Raw genomic sequence first — 428 nt, 5'->3', positions numbered from 1 at the left:
GACGATACCGATTAACATAGATACGCCTACTGTAATGACTACAGAACTGATACTAACAACACGCTTAATATAATCTGGTGTGACCGCATCCACTAGACTAGCGATTAAAATACCTAGAATCAATCCAATGAGCTCATCGAGTACACATAATCAACTAAGAATTTAATCTTTTTCCTTTTTCAAAAATCGTTACTTCCCATTTTTCAGAATACTGATGCCACCTTTTCTCGCTATTTTAAGTTATATATTAATAATTGAAATTATTAGTTTAATTGTAATATTAATTCAGTGGGGAACTGGTTTATCCCCAATTAATTATACGTTTACCACTCTCAACATCTTTGATAAAGTAAACAACGTATACGGCGCTCATTTAGCAAACATTTATAGAATCTTATATTTTTGATTTTTTATTGTATAATACAATC

Annotated in this window: 1 pseudogene; it reads right to left on the bottom strand. The window is 30.6% G+C overall.

Features of this window, described 5'->3' with window-relative positions:
* Nucleotides 1-150: pseudogene (locus ACF91D_RS32070) on the bottom strand (ABC transporter permease); the annotation flags it as partial.
* Nucleotides 151-428: the final 278 nt, after the last annotated feature.

It is taken from the genome of Staphylococcus sp. 231237_7MaSpsaltlick (assembly GCF_043107035.1).
The sequence above is the reverse complement of the archived record's forward strand: the minus strand, read 5'-3'. Positions and strand labels throughout refer to the sequence as shown.